The sequence below is a fragment of the Duganella aquatilis genome, from assembly GCF_009674565.1.
Classification (GTDB): domain Bacteria; phylum Pseudomonadota; class Gammaproteobacteria; order Burkholderiales; family Burkholderiaceae_D; genus Rugamonas; species Rugamonas aquatilis.
In genome coordinates this window covers 703,637-721,315 of sequence record NZ_WKJL01000001.1, presented here as the reverse complement: position 1 = coordinate 721,315, position 17,679 = coordinate 703,637, and the positions used below count along the sequence as shown (strand labels likewise).

Below are 17,679 nucleotides of genomic sequence, written 5' to 3'. Positions count from 1 at the left end.
CTCACACGTTCAGCTTACATCTTGTAGCTGACGCTGAAGAACAGGGTACGGCCGGTTTGCGTACGGGTCTTGGTCGAACCGTCGGCATTGGACTCCACGTAGTAAGGGCTGTTCAGGTTGTTACCCTCGACGCGGAACGACAGGCCTTTCATCGGGCCGGTCTGGATCTCGTAACCGATCTGCGCCGAGAGCCACTTCTGCGACTCGATGTACACCAGCGATGGGAAGCCGCCGACGGTGTCGTTGGCTACGCTGCCGACATAACGCGAACGGTAGTTGGTCGCGACGAAGGCGCTGAAGCCGCTCTTCTCGAAGTACAGCTGCAGCTTGGCGTTGGTCTTCGACAGGCCTGGCAGCGGGATGCTGCCGGCGTCGGCCACCTGGTCCGGATTCTTGCCGATGATGTTAGGCAGAGCCACCGAGCTGAAGGTCGACGAATAGCTGCCCGACGCACCGAAGCCGTTCAGGATCGGGTGAATCAGCTCGAACGGCGCCGACGCGGTCAGCTCCAGACCTTTCAGGTTGCCGCCGCTGCCGTTCACGGTGGTGGTGTAAATACCCTTGTTACCGCCGGCCAGGTTAGGCAGACCGAAGGTCGCCAGGTAAGGCGTGAAGTCGTAGTCGCTGATCGCCTGCGGCACGATGTAGCTGTTCAGCTTCTTGTAGAACAGCGCGGCGCTGACATAGCCCTTCTTGGCGAAGTATTTCTCCAGCGAGAAGTCGAGCGCATCGGCGCGGAACGGCTTCAGGTTAGGATTGCCCGACGAACCTTCGTAGCGCGGTGGCGGCACCACACCGTTGACAGCGGTCGGCGTGGTGTTCACGGCGAAGCTGAACGAGTTGCGCATGTCGGTCATGTTCGGACGCGCCACCTGTTTCGACACCGCGAAGCGGCCCAGGTAGCTGTTACCCAGATCGAAATTCAGGTTCAGCGACGGCAGGAAGTCGTTGTAGCTGGTGCCATCGGTCTGCTGCGCCGAGGCCGGGTTGTCCAGCACCGGCGAGGAGCCGACGTTGGCGTGGTAGCCAGCCGCTTCCTGCTTGGTATGCACCGCCTGGAAGCCGAGATTGCCGCTGACCGGGATTTCGCCGATACGGCTGTCGATATCCAGCTTGGCGTAGGCGGTGCTCAGTTTTTCCTGCACGCCGTAAGATTTCGACAGGATGTCGTTGGCGTACTTGCGTTGCACCACGGCGCCTGGGATCAGGTTCACCTGTGGATCGAACACCAGCATGCTCAGGCCGGTGCCGCCAACGTTGTTGGCCACCGTCGAACCGCTCGGGAACGGAATGCGGTCGTAGCCGCCGCCGGTGATCGACTGGATCACGCCCTCATCGGCCACGCGCTTCTTGGTGCGGTCGGTGAAGTTGGCGCCGAAGCGCAGGTTCGAGAAGTAGCTGTTCTCCGGAATTTCATACTTGGCTTCCAGACGGATCGCATTGACCTGGTCGCGGATGGTCGGGCCCTTGTAGTAACCGGCCTGCGAGATCGAGCCGCACGCCGAGTTGTTGGCGATGCCGGACCAGCCGCACTGGTTGCGCACGGCCATGGTGTTCGGATCGGTCAGGCTGTTACCGTAAGCCATGGTCGGAATGTGGCCATCCAGGCCGGTCAGGGTCAGGCCGGCGTTGGTCGGCGTGCCGCCGTAGTATTCGACGTCGCGCTCGACGCGGTCGGCCGAGTTATGGCTCAGGTCGAGCATGGTGCTCCAGCCGTTGCCCAGCTTCAGGTTGGTTTTCCAGCCGATCGACTTGATGGTGTCGTTGTCCAGAATACCTTCGTTGCGGTCGATCAGGCCGACGTTGCTCATGGTGGCCGAGGTGGCGATGCCGTTGGCGACGGTGGCGTTGGTGAACACGCCGGTGCCCGGCACCTGGATTTCGCTCAGCTTGGTGTAGTCGTCGATCTTCGACCAGAACATATCGATCTGGCTGTTGAAGTCGCGGTTAGGCTTGAAGGCGATGATCGCTGCCACGCCCTTGCGGTCGTCGCGGATGTTGCGGGTGGTGGCGTTGTAGCCCGAACCGCCCGGCACCTTGGCCGTCACGGTGCTGCCGTTGGTGGTGGTCACCGGGCCGGTGTAATCGCCCCAGGTGCCGAATTCATATTGCGACGAATCGCTGGTCTGACGCACGTAGCCGATCGCCACACCCAGGGTGCGGTTCAGGAACTGGTCGATGTAGGTGACGCTCTCGCGATGGCCCTGGCCCTGCGCTTCCAGGCCCAGACCGTTCTTGGTCTTCTGGTATTTGACAGCGATGGTGCGCTTGCCGAAGGCCAGCGGATCGATCAGCTGCTGGTCGATGGTGCCGGCCAAGCCGGCGCCCATGACGGTCGCGTCGGTGGTTTTGTAGACGGTGGCGCCGGCGATCAGTTCAGCCGGGTAAGCGCTCAGGTCGACCGCGCGGCTGTCGCCGGTGCTGGTCTGTTCGCGGCCGTTCAGCAGGTAGCCGGCGAAGTCCGGGCCGAGGCCGCGGATGCTGACAGTGGAGGCGTTGCCGTCCTTGGTACGCTGGGTGGTCAGGCCGGGCAGGCGGGCCAGCGATTCAGCGATGGTGGTGTCCGGCAGCTTGCCGATATCTTCCGCCGAAATCGCTTCCACGATGGAGCTGGCGTCTTTCTTGACCGAGATCGCGTCCTCGATGCCGCGGCGGATGCCGGACACGGTCACGCTTTGCACGGTATCGGCGGCCGGTGCGGTCTGCGCAAAGGCAGGCTGGACCAGCGTCGACAGCAATACGGCGCAACCAGCGGCGACCGGGCTCAATTTAAATGCGGCCTGGGCGGCGCCGCGCTGGTTAACGGAATTCTTCATCAGTGTCCCCTCATCATCAAAAAAATACCCGCGACACCACGGCCGGCTCTGGCTACATCGACTACACGGGTTCCAAGGAATACGAACGCTCTCAAGGACGTTCTAAGCGGAATTTTGTACTAAAACTAGATTCTGTGTCAATCAAGCTTCAGTATTCTTACGCCTCCATAGGCGCGCCAGCCCTTGCCTCCCCTCTGAAAACCTTGTTCTCGTTGTATTTCGGCTACAGAAGCTCGCGCCCACCCGTGTAGTGGAACTACATTTTGCATCGCGACCAGCAAGAATTCTGTTGCATTTCCTACCTGTCAACCCGGCGCGGTCAAGCGACAGGGCGAGGCAGGCCGAATATCTGTATTAAAACTAGAAACCGTGGCAGATTTCATAGTATTCTCGGGCGAAACCATCAAAATGCGCCTGTAGTACGACTACTAGGCGCCCTCTGGAGACCGTATGAACAAGATTCTCGCCACCGCCCTGCTGTCGGCGCTCCCGCTGGCTGCCCCGGCCGCCCCCTACCAGATCGACCACATGGACCCGCCGCTGTGGTGGACCGGCATGCACAACACCCGGCTGCAGCTGATGGTGCACGGCCAGCAGATCGCCGACCTGGAGCCGGCGCTGGCCTATCCCGGCGTGCGCATTGCCGCGGTCAGCCGCGTCGCCAACCGCAACTACCTGTTTGTCGACCTGGAGATCGCGCCGGACACCAAGCCCGGCAAGATCGACCTGGCTTTCAGGCGCGGCAGCCAGACCGTCCATTACAGCTACCAGTTGCTGGCGCGCGCGCCCGGCTCGGCCCAGCGCGCCGGTTTCAGCAGCAAGGACGCCATCTACCAGGTCATGCCCGACCGCTTCGCCAACGGCAATCCGGCCAACGACAACGCCGCCGGCATGAGCGAGCGCGCCGACCGCGCCAACAAGGGCGGCCGCCACGGCGGCGACATCCGCGGCATGGCCGACCACCTCGACTACATCGCCGGCATGGGCTTCACCATGCTGTGGCCGACGCCGCTGCTGGAATCGAACATGCCGGACTACTCGTATCACGGTTACGCCACCACCGACCACTACCGCATCGACCCGCGCTACGGCAGCAACGAGGAATACCGCGACTTCGTGGCGCAGGCGCGCAGCAAGGGCCTGGGCGTGATCCAGGACGTGGTGCTCAACCACATCGGCAGCAAGCACTGGTGGCTGCAGGACATGCCTGCGCCGGACTGGCTCACCTACCAGGGCAAGTACGTGCCGACCGCGCACCACCGCGTGGCGCTGCAAGACCCGTATGCATCGGACGAAGACAAGACCAACTTCACCGCCGGCTGGTTCACCCAGAGCATGCCGGACCTGAACCAGGCCAATCCCTACCTGGCCACCTACCTGATCCAGAACGACATCTGGTGGATCGAATACGCCGGCCTGGCCGGCCTGCGCGTCGACACCTACGGCTATTCCAACACCGACTTCCTGAGCCGCTGGTCCGGCGCGCTGATGGCCGAGTACCCGCACCTGAACCTGGTGGGCGAGGAATGGAGCACCATGGCGCCGGTGGTGGCGCACTGGCAGGAGGGCAAGCGCAACTTCAACGGCTACGCCTCGCACATGCCGAGCATGATGGACTTCCCGCTGACCGACGCCATGCGCCGCGCCCTGGCCGCCGGCGACGACGATGAACACAGCCTGACCACGCTGTACGAAGCGCTGTCGCTCGACTACCTGTACCCGAACCCGGGCAACCTGGTGCTGTTCGAGGGCAACCACGACATGTCGCGCATCTTCAGCGAACTGCATGGCGATGAAGACCTGTTCCGCATGGCGATGGCCTTCGTCGCGACCGCGCCGCGCATCCCGCAGTTCTACACCGGCAGCGAGATCCTCATGACCAGCAACACCAAGGTGCGCGACGACGCCTCCTACCGCCTCGACTTCCCCGGCGGCTGGCGCGGCGACGCCGTCAACGCCTTCACCGGCCAGGGCCTGACGCCGCAGCAGCTGGCGGCGCAAGCCTACGTCAGGAAGCTGTTCAACTGGCGCAAGACCGCCACCGTCATCCACAACGGCAAGATGATGCACTACGGCCCGGAGCAGAACACCTACGTCTACTTCCGGTATGACGGCACGAAGAAAGTCATGGTAGCCTTCAATAAAAACAAGAGCGACACCGTGCTGAACACCGCGCGCTTCCACGAAATGCTGGACGGCGCCAGCGCCGGCACGGACGTCATCAGCGGCCAGCGCATCCCGCTGGCCGGCGAACTCAAACTGCCGGCACGTTCGGTAACGATATTGGAGATTGAATAATGCGTTTCACCTTGTGCGCACTGGCCGCCGCCCTGAGCGCGGCCTTGCCTGCCCTGGCCGCCGACGCGGTCAGCCACTACCCCACCTTTGACGGCAAACAGGAAACCGTGCGCTACGCCACGCCGGACGCCGCCGCCGCGCTGCGCAGCTACACCCAGTCCACCACCATGCGCGTGCGCGAAGGCGGCAAGCAGGAAATCAGCTACGCCGAAAGTGCCGCGCTGCCGACCGTCCGCAGCGGCAACCTCGCCTTCGACGCGCTGTTCGCGCTAGCCGGCGTCGAAATGAAGCAGGACTCGGTGAGCGAAATCCGCGACGGCAGCTACAACGGCGGCAACCCGATCCCGTGCGACTGCTTCGAGACGGGCGAATCGTGGCACTACGTGTGGACCCGCGACCTGTCCTATGCCGCCTCGCTGGGCCTCGGCATGCTCGACCCGCAGCGCACCCGCAACTCGCTGGAATTCAAGCTGGCCGGCTACCGCGACGGCGTCACGGCCGGCGCGCATGCCAGCGGCGACGGCTACCAGATCGTGCAGGACACCGGCAGCGGCGGCAGCTGGCCGGTCAGCTCCGACCGCGTCAGCTGGGCCTTCGGCGCCGACGAAGCGCTGAAAGCCCTGCCGTCGGCCGAACGCGCCGCCTTCGCGCAGAAAGCCCTGCACGCGCTGCGCAATACGCTGGACAACGACCGCCTCGCCATCTGGGACGCCGCCGACGGCTTGTACAACGGCGAGCAATCATTCCTCGACTGGCGCGACCAGACCTACGCCGCCTGGATACCGGACGAACTGGCCTTCATGGCCACCTCCAAGGCGCTGTCCACCAACGCCGCCCACTACAAGGCGCTGACGCTGGCCGCGCAACTGGCGGCCGAACAAGGCGACGCCACAGCCGCCGCGCGCTACAACGGCTGGGCCGCCGATCTGAAAGCCGCTATCAACAAGCGCTTCTGGCAGGCCGACAGCGGCATGTACAGCAGCCTCACCGCCGGCCACTTCGACGGCGCCGCCGAATACAAGTATGACTGGCTGGGCCAGTCGCTGGCCATCGTCACCGGCATCGCCGACCAGCAGCAGGCGCAAAGCATCCTGGTGCACTACCCGCATGGTCCTCTGGGTGCGCCGGTAATCTGGCCGCAGCAGGCCAATACCGCCGTCTACCACAACCGCGCCATGTGGCCCTTCGTCACCACCTTCGGTCTGAAGGCGGCCGCCATCGGCGGCAACGTCGCCGTGGCCGACGCCGCCTACGACACGCTGCTGCGCGGCGCCGCCACCAACCTGTCCAACATGGAGAACCTGGAATGGCTGTCCGGCCAGCCGATGCTCGACGACGGCAAGTTGAGCGGCCCGGTGATCAATTCGCGCCGCCAGCTGTGGTCCGTGGGCGGCTACCTGGGCATGGTGGTCGGCAGCGTGTTCGGCGTGCAGACCACCAACGACGGCATCGCCCTGCATCCCTTCATCACCGCCAGGCTGCGCCGCGACACCTTCGCCGGCAGCGACGCCATCACGCTGAACAACCTGACCCTGCGCGGCAAGCGCATGCAGGTGCGCGTGCTGCTGCCCGCCGCCGTCGCCGGCAACGGCTACTACGCTGTCGACAGCATCACGTTGAACGGCAAGCTGGCCGCCGGCACGCTGGACTGGGACGCGCTGGGCGACAACAACGCCATCGAAATCCGCCTCGGCAAACTGCTGCCCGGCCAGCAGGCCAAGCGCAGCGTGACCGCCAAGCCGCTGGTGCAGGACGCCGCCGTGTACGCGCCGGCCGAACCGCGCATCGCCAAACTGGAACGTGGCAGCTACGGCTTGCCGACGCTGCGCATCGACGGCGGCGGCAAAGGCGTGGTGTTCAACGTCTACCGCAACGGCCAGCTGGTTGGCCCGCGCATCACGGCCGCCACCTGGTCCGACCGCCACGCCGGCACCGAAGCCAATCTTTGCTACGCGGTGGAAGCCGTGTACGCCGGCTCCGGCAACCGCAGCCACCACAGCATGCCGGTATGCCTGAACGGCGGCGAGGAAATTGCCGTCACGCGCAACGGCTGGGGCGCGCCGTCCGACACCTTCGCCCAGTCCTTCAAGGTCGAACGCGAAGGCGGCTACGCGGTGCAGATCAAATACCGCAACACCGCGCACGACATCCGCCTCGGCGTCAGCGGCGGCGTCAAATGGGCATCGTTGAAGGACAGCGGCGGCGCCGTCGTCGCCAGCGGCGTGGTGCAGCTGCCGCACTCGCCGGCCGCACAGGGCGCCAAGTACTCGACGCCGCTGCGTGCCAGGCTGAAGCCCGGCAGCTACACGCTGGAACTGGAAGACTTCTACAACATGAGCTACATGAAGAACAACGCCACCTACGGCGATGCCGGTGGCGTCAAGGGGCCATCCAACAAGTTCGACATCCACGGCGTACGCATCATGCCCACGAAGTAGTCAGGGCCGCGCGCTGCCGGCCGCCGGCCAGCAGCGCCTCCACCTCTTCCGGCGCGACCGGGGCGCTGATACAGAAGCCGAACGCCTCGTCGCAGCCCATCGCCGACAGCTGCGCCAGCTGCTCGGCGTTTTCCACGCCGGCCGCAATCACCTGCATGTTCAGCGTATGCGCCATCTCGATGATGGCGCGCACCATCGCCCCGCCGCGCGCCAGGTCGTCGACAAACGACTTGTCGATCTTCACCACATCCACCGGGAAGCGCCGCAGATAGTTGAGCGACGCATAGCCGGTGCCGAAATCGCTGATCGCAATCCGCACGCCCAACTGCTTGAACTGCTGCAGGATCTCCTCCGCGTTCTGGTTCTTATCGATCAGCATGGCCTCGGTGATTTCCAGCTCGATGCAGCGCCCCGGCACGCCGGCCTTGTCCAGGATCGCCGCGCAGCTCTGCACGATATCCTTGTGGAAGAACTGGCGCGGCGACAGGTGCAGCGCCACCGTCTGCGCCTGTCCCTGATCGAGCCAGCGGCGCGCCTGCGCCACCGCCGTGCTCATCGCCCAAGAGCCGACCGGCAGTATCAGCGCGCTCTGCTCCAGCACCGGCAGGAAGTCCAGTGGCATCACCAGTCCCAGCTCCGGATGCTTCCAGCGCAGCAGCGCCTTCACGCCGGTAATGCGCCGCTCCTTCAGGTTCATCTTGGGCTGGTAGGTGAGGATGAATTCATTGTGCTCCAGCGCGTGGCGCAGCGCCGTCTCCAGGATCAGCCGCGAATAGGCCTTGGCCTGCATGCTGGGCAGGAAGCGCAGGCTGGCGCCCTTGCCGCGCTGCTTGGCGGCGTACATCGCCAGGTCGGCCTTCTCGATCAGCGTTTCGATATCCTCATCGTCGTCCGGATACACCGCCACGCCGATGCTCGCCGCCACGTCCAGCAGCTCGCCGTTGACGGTGAACGGCTCGGCGATGGCCAGCATGATCTTCTCCGCCACCTGCTGCGCGTCGGCGCCGGTGCGCAGCTCCGTCAGCAGCACGATGAATTCATCACCGCCCTGGCGCGCCACCGTGTCCACCTCGCGCACGCACTGGCGCAGGCGCTGGGCGAACTGCACCAGCACCTGGTCGCCGGCGTCGTGGCCCAGCGTATCGTTGATGGCCTTGAAACTGTCGATATCGACAAACAGCACCGCCAGCAGATTCTCGTGGCGGCGCGCGTAGGCCACGCCGTGCTCCAGTTGCATCTGGAACTGCAGGCGGTTGGGCAGGCCGGTCAGGCTGTCGTGATGGGCGATGAAGTCCAGCCGCAGTTCCGTGTCGCGCTGCGCCGCCAGCGCCGCCTGCAACTGGGCGCAGCGCGCGCGCAGGCCGCGCGCCTGCCACTGGCCGGCCGCCAGCGCCAGCACACATGGCGCAAAGGCGGCCGCCACCGGCCATGTGCTGCTCCATAGGCTGTTCATGCTGTCCCTCTCCGTCGGCTGCTGCGGAAGAGGAATGATAGTGGATAGCAGCGATGGAAAAAGGCCGTTCACGCGCACGGTTGAGGCGCATCAAACGGCCCGTGGCAAATGCTAGCTCGCCAGTTGCAAGGTCCGGCTGCGCGAGGACGGCAACCTGGCCATGCCGGACTGCTCCTGCAGCTTGAAGATGCTGACCGCCTCCGACAGGCTGGCCGCCTGCTGTTGCAGCGCATCGGCCGCCGCCGCGGCCTCCTCCACCAGCGCCGCGTTCTGCTGCGTCACGCTGTCCATCTGGTTGATGGCGATGCTGATCTGCTCGATGCCGTCGCGCTGCTCGCCGCTGGCCACCGAAATTTCGCCGATGATGGCGGTGACGCGCTGCACGCTGCTGACCACCTCGTTCATGGTCTCGCCGGCCTGGCCGACCAGGCGGCTGCCTTCCTCGACCCGGCCCACCGAGGTGCCGATCAGCTCCTTGATCTCGCGCGCCGCCGCCCCCGAGCGCTGCGCCAGGTTGCGCACCTCGGACGCCACCACCGCGAAGCCGCGTCCCTGCTCGCCCGCGCGCGCCGCCTCCACCGCCGCGTTCAGCGCCAGGATGTTGGTCTGGAAGGCGATGCCATCGATCACGCCGATGATGTCGACAATCTTGCGCGAGCTGTCGTTGATCTCGCCCATGGTGTGCACCATCTGCGCCACCGCATCGCCGCCCTTGGCCGCCACCGTGGACGCGCTGTCGGCCAGGCGACAGGCCTCGGCCGCGTTCTCGTTGTTCTGCTTGACGGTGGTGGTCAGCTCCACCATCGCTGCGGCGGTCTGCTCCAGCGAACTGGCCTGCTCCTCGGTGCGGCCCGACAAATCCATATTGCCGGCGGCAATCTCCACCGTGGCGCCGTGGATGGTCTCCGTGCCGTGGCGCACCTGGCCGACGATATGGCTCAGGTTGCCCTGCATGGTTTTCAGCGCGCCCAGCAGGTCGCCGATCTCATCCTTGCTGTCGACCCGCACCTCGCTGCGCAGATCGCCCGCCGCCACCGTTTGCGCCACACTGACGGCCGCGTCCAGCGGACGGGTGATGCTGCGGATCAGCGAGGTCACCGTCACACAGCCGACGATCACCGTCACCAGCAGCGTGATGCCCATGGTGATCAGCGTCTGCTGGTAAGCCGCGCTGTTTTCCGCTTCGATGGCGGCCATCAGGCGCACCGACTCCTTGCCGATGAAGGCCACGATGTCGTCGATTTTCTTGGTCGGCTCGCGGTCCATGCCCTTGACCAGGTTGTCCACCACGTGGGAGCTGTCCGGATTGGCGGCATCGTATTTCTTCAGCGCCTCCATGTAGTGCGACACCAGCTCGTTCTGCGTCGCGATGGCCTCGTCCACCAGCGGCGTCGTCAGGCCCAGCTTGCCGAGCATGCCGTTCAGCTTCTGCAATTCGCCGCGCGTGGTGTCGCCGCCCTTGACGAAGGCCTTGCTGTATTTGTCGAGTTGGGCCGGATCGTTACCACGCAGCAGGATGTTCTTCCACTCCTGCACCTGAATCTTGAATTCCACCTGCGCGCTGCGCGCGGTGTCGATGGCCTGGCTCAGCGCCACCGAGCGTGCCAACGCTTCCGCGCTGCGCACGTTGCTGCTCTCCAATGCGCGCCACCCTGCCAGCGCGACGATCGCCAGTGCGAGAAAGAAGAACGCTCCCAACAGGCCCAGGCGCACACCGATCTTCAGATTCGCGAGCTTCATGATTACCCCTTTTAAGAATTCAATTCACACAAGCTTGCCGTGCTTGTAATTGGTTCCATTTTTTGGGGAACGGGCAATATTCAATGCCCGGAAATCATCTTGCTATATCGCGCAGGAAAAATCTATCGAATCATCACACTACAACAGATCGACGCGGTAAATATTGGTAGGACGATTATCAGGCGGCAACACTTTGTGTTCAATAAACGTCAGCCCCAGCTTGGTCAGCAGCGCGATCGACTTGGCGTTCCCCGGGTCCGTGATGCCCAGCAGGCGCTCGATGCGCAGCTGGTCGCGCGCATGGGCCACCACCGCAGCGGCGGCCTCATAGGTATAGCCCTGGCCGAAATACGCCGGCCGGATCGCGTAGCCGATATCGACGTCGGGCAGCCAGTCGCGCTTGATCAGGCCGCACATGCCGAGCAGCGTGCCGTCCTCCTTGCGCTCCATCACGTACAGCGAAAAGCCCAGCTTCTGCTGCATCGCGCACGGCCCCTCGATGATCGCCTTGCGCGCCGCCTCGACGGTGTAGATACCCTTGTCGCTGATGTACTCCAGCCAGGTCGGATCGTTGATCAGTGCATGATAAAAAGCCGCGTCGTCCGCTTCGATGGTGCGCAGGGTCAGGCGTTCCGTCTCCAGTATCTTCATGCATCGGGCCAGTGCGAGGGATCTTCCAGCAACTGGTACATCACATAGACGTCCACATAGCCGAGGTATTGGTGGCGATACGCGCGCGGCAGGGTGCCGACGATGGAAAAGCCCAGCTTCTTCCACAGCAGCACGGCCGGCATATTCGAACTGACCACGTAATTGAACTGCATCGCCAGATAGCCCTCGGCGCGGGCGCGGTCCAGGCAATCGGCGCCCAGCAGCTTGCCGACGCCGACGCCCTGCGCCGCCGGGCTGACCATGAACGAAGCATTGGCCACGTGCGCGCCGCGGTCGCGCTGATTCGGCATCAGGCGGTACATGCCGACCAGCCGCTCGCCGTTGAGGATCGCCACATAGCTCTGCAGGCCGGGACCGAACCAGTAGGCATGGCAATCTTCGCGGCTGGTGTCGGCGGCAAAATAATAGGTGTCGCCGCTGGCGATCAGTTCCTGAAATATGTCCCACATGGCGCCGAAGTCGGCTTCCGTTGCAGGTCGAATAGCGATTTCTTTCAAGACAGCTCCACGCGGATTGAACGATGTCCGATTGTCATGTATTTCGCAGTGCAAGTCCAGCGCGGAGGCTCATCGGTTCAGACGGAAATTCACCTGCTCCGGCCGTCCCGGCAGGCTGAGACGCGCCTGCGCGCGCGGCGACTCCGCAATAATTTTTCCTCGACGCATCACCATGCGGCGCGCGGCGCGCAGGCGGATCGCCTCCACCGGATCGGCCGCGTCCAGCAGCACCAGGTCGGCGTGGCAGCCCGGCGCGACGCCGTAATCCTGCAAGCCGAGGATGGCGGCCGGCGTGCTGGTGACGGCGCGGAAGCAATCGCGCATCGCCGCCTGGCCGGTCATCTGCGCCACGTGCAGGCCCATGTGCGCGACTTCCAGCATGTCGCCCGAGCCGAGGCTGTACCACGGGTCCATCACGCAATCGTGGCCGAAGGCGACCGGAATGCCGGCCGCCAGCATCTCCGGCACGCGCGTCATGCCGCGCCGCTTCGGATAGGTGTCGTGGCGGCCCTGCAGCGTGATGTTAATCAGCGGATTGGCGATGGCCGCCACGCCCGCCTCGCGGATCAGCGGCAGCAGCTTGCTGACGTAGTAGTTATCCATCGAATGCATCGAGGTCAGGTGCGAACCGGTGACGCGGCCGTGCAGGCCGAGCCGGTTGCTCTGGTATGCCAGCGTTTCGATATGGCGCGACATCGGATCGTCCGACTCGTCGCAATGCATGTCGACCATCAAACCCTGGTCGGCGGCGTACTCGCACAGGATGCGCACCGATTCCGCGCCCTCGGCCATGGTGCGCTCGAAGTGCGGAATGCCGCCCACCACATCCACGCCCATGGTGATGGCGCGCTTCAGGTTGATCAACGCATTCGGCGCGCGCAGCACGCCGTCCTGCGGAAAGGCGACCAGCTGCAAATCCAGATACGGCGCCACCAGGCGCTTGACCTCCAGCAGCGCCTCCACCGCCAGCAGGCGGTCGTCGCAGACATCGACGTGGGTGCGGATGGCCAGCAGGCCGCGCGCCACGGCCCAGTCGCAATATTGCAGCGCGCGGTCGATCAGCGCCTGCTGGGTCAGATGCGGCTTCAGCTCGCCCCACAGCGCGATGCCCTCCAGCAGCGTGCCGGACGCGTTGACGCGCGGCAAGCCGTAGCTCAAGGTGGCGTCCATGTGGAAGTGGGCATCGACAAACGGCGTACTCAGCAGATCGCCGGCCGCGTCAATCTCCTGCGCCGCCTGCAGCGGCAGGCGCGGGCCAACGGCGGCGATGCGGCCATTCTCGATGGCAACGTCGACACCCTGCTGGCCGTCCGCCAGATTGGCGTTGCGTATCACGACATCCATCTGCACTCCCATTGATTTGACGTAAGGTCATTGTAGGCACATTCAACAAAATACACCAATTGTTGCGTCGCACTAATTGATATAGTGTTTGTGCAGGCACATGGTAGAAAAAATAACTTTCCATCGCCAAAAATCGTCGCTAGAATGGACTTATTGCGTTGCATCATAATTCAGGAGAAACCATGTCTTCGATCACCGAACAGTTTTCCGCCGCCACCAAATCGCAACTTGAAGCGCAATTCAAGATCTTCAACACCTTCGCCAGCACCGCCGTCGACAGCGCCCAGAAAGTCATCGCGCTCAACATCAGCACCGCCAAGCAGCTGCTGGCCTCCAAGGACCCGAGCGTACCGCACCAGGGCAACTTCGACAGCCTGCTGGCCTACGGACGCGAGCTGTACAGCATCGCCTCCACCGCCCAGAACGCGCTGCTGCAGAGCGCCCAGGGCACTTTCAAGCAAGTGACCGACCTGGCCGCGACCAAGCCCACGGTAGCGGCCGTACCGCCGGCGCTGTCGGCCGCCGTCAGCGCCGCGGTGGCCGCCGCCAACGAACCGGTCGCCAGCGTCCCGCTGGCGCCAGCGAAAGCGCCCAAAGCCAAGCCAGCCGCCGCGCCGATCCCGGCCCAGGAAGAATTCGTCGAAGTCAAAGTCGCCGCCGCCAAACCGATCGCCCTGGCGGGTACAAGCAAACCCGCCAAATCCGCCCCCAAAGCCAAAAAATAAACTCCGGGGTCAGGTCCCTCATTTCTACACGAGCTGTACCGTACGCGGAGCTACGGTACAGCTCGTGTAGAAATGAGGGACCTGACCCCGTCTTTTTGTGCATGCTGTATCCTAGCGGGCTACACGCTTTTCGAGGCAACATGCATGTCTAATCTTTCCCGGCTGATCGGCGGTTTTGTCCGCCAGCACAGCCGCGCCTATATTCTGTCCGGCGCCATGCTGGCGGGCGTGGCGACCCTGAGTGTCTGGGTGCCGCGCAAGGTCGGCGCCATGATCGATGGCCTGGCCAATCACACCCTGTCCGGCAACGCCCTGCTGATGCAGATCGGCTCGCTGCTGCTGATCGGCCTGGGCATCTACTTCCTGCGCGTCGCCTGGCGGCAGATCCTGTACGGCGCCGCCTACCAGCTCGGCGTCTCGCTGCGCACCCGCCTCTACACCCGTATGACGCTGCAAGGCCCGGCCTTCTACCAGCGCCAGCGCACCGGCGACCTGATGGCGCTGGCCACCAACGATATCGACGCCATCGAAATGGCCGCCGGCGAAGCCATGCTGGCAGGCTTCGACGGCGCCCTCACGCTGGTCATGGTGCTGGGCGTGATGCTGCTCGGCGTCGACTGGCGCCTGGCCTGCATCGCGCTGCTGCCGTTCCCGCTGATGGCCTGGGCGTTCTGGTATATCTCGGGACATATCCACACCGCTTCCACCGACTCGCTCAAGCGCTTCAGCGCGCTGAACGACCATGTGCAGGAAACACTGTCCGGCGTGCGCACGCTGCGCGCGCTCGGCCTGGAACAGCGCAGCGCCAAACAGTTTTCCGAACTGGCCTCGAAGGCGTCCGACGCCAGTCTGCGCGCGCAGGTATGGGAAGCCGCCTACGAACCCGCCGTCGGCCTGACGCTGACCGCCGCCAGCGGCCTGACGCTCGGCCTGGGCGGCTACCTGGTCTGGCAGAACCAGCTGACCATCGGCGCGCTGACCAGCTTCACCATGTACCTCGGCCAGCTGATCTGGCCGATGTTCGCCGCCGGCTGGGTGCTGTCGCTGATCGAGCGCGGACGCGCCGCCTGGCAGCGCCTGCAGCCCATGCTCGATGCGCCGCTGGCCATCGACGATCACGGCAGCATCGCCGCCGTGCCTTCCGGCCCGCTGACGCTGCAAGGCGTCAGCTACGCCTATGCCGAACAAAGCACGCCGGCCATCAGCGACATCACGCTGACGCTGCAACCGGGCCAGACCCTCGGCCTGGTCGGCCCCACCGGCAGCGGCAAGTCCACGCTGCTGCGCGTGCTGCTGCGCCAGCTGACGCCGCAACACGGCAGCGTGCAGTGGAGCGGCCATGCGCTCGACGCCTACAAGCTGCACGCGCTGCGCGCCGCCATCAGCTGGGTGCCGCAGGAGTCCTTCCTGTTCTCCGCCTCGATCGCCGACAACATCGCCCTCGCCCGTCCCAACGCCACGCGCGCGGAAGTCGAACACGCGGCCGGCCTGGCCGCCATCCACGACGACATCCTGCTGTTCGCCGACGGCTACGACACGCAGGTGGGCGAGAAAGGCATCACGCTGTCCGGCGGCCAGCGCCAGCGCGTCGCCATCGCCCGCGCGCTGCTGGCCGATAACGATCTGCTGCTGCTCGACGATGCGCTGTCCGCCGTCGATACCGGCACCGAAACCCGCATCCTCCAGCATCTCGAAGAACTGCGCCAGGCGCGCAAGGGCCGCAGCGCGGTCATCGCCAGCCACCGCCTGAGCTCCGTCGTCAGCGCCGACCTGATCGTCGTCTTGCGCGATGGCCGCATCAGCGAAACCGGCAGCCACGAACAGCTGCTGGCACTGGACGGCTGGTACGCCAGCCAGTGGCGCTATCAACAATTGGAAGCAAGTCTCAATGAAGCCTGAACAATCCACCACCGGCCAGATGCGCCAGGCGATCGCCCTGCTGCGCCGCGCCGCCCTGCCCGACCAGCACCATCTCGGCTGGGCCGTGCTGTGGCTGATGGCCGCCGCCCTGCTTGAAGTGATGGGCCCCATCATGGGCAAGGCGCTGATCGACGAACACCTGCTGCCGCACCACCTGGACTGGCCGCGCATGGCGGGCCTGCTGGCGGGCCTGGTGCTGACCGGCTGGATCGCCAGCGGCCTGCGCTACCTGCAGCTGGTGCGCTTGTCCGGCCTCGCCATGCGTTCCGTGATGCGCCTGCGCGAAATGGTCTACACCCACGTGCTGCTGCTGCCGATGGCCTTCTTCGACCGCGCCATCACCGGCCAGCTGGTCTCGCGCGTCACCAACGACACCGAGGCAGTGAAAAGTCTTTATATCCAGGTGCTGTTCGTGATGCTCGATTCGAGCATCGTGTTGATCGGCACCGTCTGCGCCATGGCCTGGCTGGACTGGCGCCTGATGCTGATCGTGCTGGCGCTGTTGCCGGCGGTGCTGCTGATCGTCTGGCTGTACCAGCGCTGGAGCGCGCCGGCCGTCACCCGCGCCCGCGCGTTGCGCAGCGAAATCAACGGCCAGATGGCCGAATCGATCGGCGGCATGAGCGTGCTCCAGGCCAGCAACGCCGAGGCGCGCTTCGGCCAGCGCTTCGCCGCCACCAACCGGGACCACTACACGGCGCGCCTGTCGGAACTGCGCGCCAACGCCTGGCTGCTGCGGCCCGCGCTGGACCTGTTCAACATCATCCTGCTGGCGGCGGTGATCTTCATGTTCGGCCACCGCGAGATGACGGCCGCCGAAGTCGGCGTGCTGTATGCCTTCATCAGCTACCTGGCGCGCGTGATCGAGCCGCTGATCCAGATCACCATGCAGTTCAGCCAACTGCAGCAATCGGTGGTGGCCACCGCGCGCGTGGCGACGCTGCTGGATGAAGGCGCGGCCCAGGAACACCGCAGCCGCTCGGCCGCCACCCGCGCGGCCGCCAACGACGACGACTCGCCCGCCGTCGCCATCCGCCACCTGAACTTCGCCTACAACGCAGGCCAGCCGGTGCTGCACGACCTGTCGCTGGACATCGCCCAGGGCGATTTCGTCGGCATCGTCGGCCACACCGGCAGCGGCAAGTCGACGCTGCTGTCGCTGCTGCTGCGCTTCTATCCGGCCAAGCATGGCAGCATCCTGATGCACGGCGTGCCGCTGGACGACATCGACAACGACCGCTTCCGCGCCGAAGTCGGCCTGGTGCCGCAGGACCCGTTCCTGCTGGCCGCCTCCGCCCGCGAAAACATCGACATGGGCCGCGGCCTGACGCAGCAGCAGATCGAAACGGCCGCGCGCGCCGCCCACGCCCACGACTTCATCGCGGCGCTGGACCGCGGCTACGACACGCCGCTGGGCGAAGGTGGCTCGCGCCTGTCGGTCGGCCAGAAGCAGCTGATCGCCATCGCCCGCGCGCTGGCCGGCGCGCCGCGCATCCTGCTGCTGGACGAAGCGACCTCGCACATCGATTCGCAGACGGAGCAGATCGTGCAGGTGGCGCTGGACGAGTTGCGCGGCAAGGTGACGGTGATCGCCATCGCCCACCGCCTGTCCACCATCCGCGACGCCAACCGCATCATCGTGCTGAATCACGGCCGCATCGCTGAAACCGGCGCCCATGAGCAGCTGATGCAAATCGACGGCGGCTTGTACCAGCGCCTCTACCTTTTGCAACAGCTGGCGGCGTAAAGCTGTCAAAAAGCCACTGGAAACTGTGC

General features: G+C 65.0%; 11 protein-coding genes. 5 read left to right on the top strand and 6 right to left on the bottom strand.

Annotated features, from left to right (window positions below):
- Nucleotides 1-14: 14 nt before the first annotated feature.
- The gene (locus GJ698_RS03330; protein ID WP_154356139.1) at nucleotides 15-2,816 is read right to left on the bottom strand and encodes a TonB-dependent receptor; all 2,802 of its coding nucleotides are present in this window, start codon (nucleotides 2,814-2,816) and stop codon (nucleotides 15-17) included.
- Nucleotides 2,817-3,266: 450 nt separating this feature from the next.
- Between GJ698_RS03330 and GJ698_RS03325 the strand changes: the two genes are divergently transcribed.
- Both GJ698_RS03325 and GJ698_RS03320 read left to right on the top strand, forming a co-directional pair.
- Nucleotides 3,267-5,114, top strand: coding sequence for a glycoside hydrolase family 13 protein (locus GJ698_RS03325; protein ID WP_154356138.1), 1,848 nt, complete (start codon nucleotides 3,267-3,269; stop codon nucleotides 5,112-5,114).
- A complete protein-coding gene (locus GJ698_RS03320) occupies nucleotides 5,114-7,552 on the top strand; it encodes an alpha-L-rhamnosidase-related protein (RefSeq protein ID WP_166454796.1) in 2,439 nt (812 codons plus the stop codon). Before GJ698_RS03325 ends, GJ698_RS03320 begins: the two co-directional genes overlap by 1 nt.
- On the opposite strand, the gene GJ698_RS03315 is transcribed toward GJ698_RS03320, so the two are convergent.
- The 5 genes from GJ698_RS03315 to GJ698_RS03295 form a co-directional block, all read right to left on the bottom strand.
- Nucleotides 7,536-9,005, bottom strand: a complete 1,470-nt coding sequence (locus GJ698_RS03315) for a putative bifunctional diguanylate cyclase/phosphodiesterase (RefSeq protein ID WP_154356137.1) — start codon at nucleotides 9,003-9,005, stop codon at nucleotides 7,536-7,538. The genes GJ698_RS03320 and GJ698_RS03315 overlap by 17 nt on opposite strands.
- Nucleotides 9,006-9,116: 111 nt before the next feature.
- Nucleotides 9,117-10,745 (bottom strand): methyl-accepting chemotaxis protein, encoded by a 1,629-nt coding sequence (locus tag GJ698_RS03310; protein WP_154356136.1) that lies wholly within the window; start codon nucleotides 10,743-10,745, stop codon nucleotides 9,117-9,119.
- Between the two features lie 138 nt (nucleotides 10,746-10,883).
- On the bottom strand, nucleotides 10,884-11,396 hold the full coding sequence (locus GJ698_RS03305) for a GNAT family N-acetyltransferase (protein ID WP_154356135.1): 513 nt from the start codon (nucleotides 11,394-11,396) through the stop codon (nucleotides 10,884-10,886).
- On the bottom strand, nucleotides 11,393-11,914 hold the full coding sequence (locus tag GJ698_RS03300; RefSeq protein ID WP_154356134.1) for a GNAT family N-acetyltransferase: 522 nt from the start codon (nucleotides 11,912-11,914) through the stop codon (nucleotides 11,393-11,395). Before GJ698_RS03300 ends, GJ698_RS03305 begins: the two co-directional genes overlap by 4 nt.
- Before the next feature lie 69 nt (nucleotides 11,915-11,983).
- Nucleotides 11,984-13,258, bottom strand: a complete 1,275-nt coding sequence (locus GJ698_RS03295; protein ID WP_154356133.1) for an amidohydrolase family protein — start codon at nucleotides 13,256-13,258, stop codon at nucleotides 11,984-11,986.
- A 182-nt stretch (nucleotides 13,259-13,440) separates the two neighbouring features.
- Between GJ698_RS03295 and GJ698_RS03290 the strand changes: the two genes are divergently transcribed.
- The 3 genes from GJ698_RS03290 to GJ698_RS03280 all read left to right on the top strand — a co-directional run bounded on the left by GJ698_RS03290 (nucleotide 13,441) and on the right by GJ698_RS03280 (nucleotide 17,650).
- On the top strand, nucleotides 13,441-13,983 hold the full coding sequence (locus GJ698_RS03290; protein WP_154356132.1) for a phasin family protein: 543 nt from the start codon (nucleotides 13,441-13,443) through the stop codon (nucleotides 13,981-13,983).
- A gap of 144 nt (nucleotides 13,984-14,127) precedes the next feature.
- The gene (locus GJ698_RS03285) at nucleotides 14,128-15,882 is read left to right on the top strand and encodes an ABC transporter ATP-binding protein (protein WP_154356131.1); all 1,755 of its coding nucleotides are present in this window, start codon (nucleotides 14,128-14,130) and stop codon (nucleotides 15,880-15,882) included.
- Complete coding sequence (locus tag GJ698_RS03280; RefSeq protein WP_154356130.1) at nucleotides 15,872-17,650, top strand: ABC transporter ATP-binding protein; 1,779 nt, start codon at nucleotides 15,872-15,874, stop codon at nucleotides 17,648-17,650. The genes GJ698_RS03285 and GJ698_RS03280 overlap by 11 nt, the downstream gene beginning before the upstream one ends.
- Nucleotides 17,651-17,679: the final 29 nt, after the last annotated feature.

Coding starts and splice junctions, on each gene's coding strand:
- GJ698_RS03305 (WP_154356135.1), bottom strand. CDS start 11,396: ATGAAGATACTGGAGACGGAACGCCTGACCCTGCGCACCATCGAAGCG.
- GJ698_RS03280 (WP_154356130.1), top strand. CDS start 15,872: ATGAAGCCTGAACAATCCACCACCGGCCAGATGCGCCAGGCGATCGCC.
- GJ698_RS03320 (WP_166454796.1), top strand. CDS start 5,114: ATGCGTTTCACCTTGTGCGCACTGGCCGCCGCCCTGAGCGCGGCCTTG.
- GJ698_RS03285 (WP_154356131.1), top strand. CDS start 14,128: ATGTCTAATCTTTCCCGGCTGATCGGCGGTTTTGTCCGCCAGCACAGC.
- GJ698_RS03310 (WP_154356136.1), bottom strand. CDS start 10,745: ATGAAGCTCGCGAATCTGAAGATCGGTGTGCGCCTGGGCCTGTTGGGA.
- GJ698_RS03315 (WP_154356137.1), bottom strand. CDS start 9,005: ATGAACAGCCTATGGAGCAGCACATGGCCGGTGGCGGCCGCCTTTGCG.
- GJ698_RS03330 (WP_154356139.1), bottom strand. CDS start 2,816: ATGAAGAATTCCGTTAACCAGCGCGGCGCCGCCCAGGCCGCATTTAAA.
- GJ698_RS03290 (WP_154356132.1), top strand. CDS start 13,441: ATGTCTTCGATCACCGAACAGTTTTCCGCCGCCACCAAATCGCAACTT.
- GJ698_RS03295 (WP_154356133.1), bottom strand. CDS start 13,258: ATGGATGTCGTGATACGCAACGCCAATCTGGCGGACGGCCAGCAGGGT.
- GJ698_RS03325 (WP_154356138.1), top strand. CDS start 3,267: ATGAACAAGATTCTCGCCACCGCCCTGCTGTCGGCGCTCCCGCTGGCT.